The sequence below is a fragment of the Sphingobacterium gobiense genome (assembly GCF_002980575.1).
GTDB lineage: Bacteria > Bacteroidota > Bacteroidia > Sphingobacteriales > Sphingobacteriaceae > Sphingobacterium > Sphingobacterium gobiense.
The window spans coordinates 1-653 of the sequence record NZ_PVBS01000012.1 but is presented as its reverse complement, the minus strand read 5'-3'; the positions used below and the strand labels follow the sequence as shown (position 1 = coordinate 653).

Sequence of the window (653 nt, the reverse complement as noted above, 5' to 3'; positions counted from 1 at the left end):
GATCCCCGCGGCTTATCGCAGCTTGTCGCGTCCTTCTTCGCCTCTGGGAGCCTAGGCATCCCCCGTGTGCCCTTATTTACTTTCTTCCGTCCGCTGCCCCTTTTGCCTGGCAGACGGACTGCCTCCGCCCCCTGACGGTATAAACCGCCCGAGGACTTCCTCTGTCTTCTCTTGTGTCTTCTCTTTTTCCCAATATGTCAAAGAACGTTACATCCCCCTAAATAGGGGAACGAAAGTGGAGAATAACGGATTCGAACCGTTGACCCCCTGCGTGCAAGGCAGGTGCTCTAGCCAGCTGAGCTAATTCCCCCTGTTTCAGTTATAGATCATCATGTATAACTATCAATGGTAGTCCCGAGCAGATTTGAACTGCTGACCCCTACATTATCAGTGTAGTGCTCTAACCAACTGAGCTACGGGACTCTTTAGCCCCGTATCACGCGGTACCAGGTGCACCGTCGCCCGGGAGCTCAATACCTCTGGATATCTCCAGTTGTCTCTCCTGATAATCAACGATCATGTATGTTGCGCAGCAAGTCCGGTCCGGACGCTCCAGAAAGGAGGTATTCCAGCCGCACCTTCCGGTACGGCTACCTTGTTACGACTTAGCCCCAATTACCAGTATTGCCCTAACACGCTCCTTGCGGTTACAT

General features: G+C 53.0%; 2 tRNA genes and 2 rRNA genes. All 4 read right to left on the bottom strand.

Features of this window, described 5'->3' with window-relative positions:
- A 23S ribosomal RNA gene (locus C5749_RS19365) occupies positions 1 to 86 on the bottom strand; the annotation flags it as partial.
- A gap of 150 nt (positions 87 to 236) precedes the next feature.
- A tRNA-Ala gene (locus C5749_RS19360) sits at positions 237 to 310 on the bottom strand.
- Positions 311 to 346: 36 nt separating this feature from the next.
- Positions 347 to 423: transfer RNA gene (locus C5749_RS19355), tRNA-Ile, on the bottom strand.
- Between the two features lie 133 nt (positions 424 to 556).
- Positions 557 to 653 (bottom strand): 16S ribosomal RNA (locus tag C5749_RS19350); the annotation flags it as partial.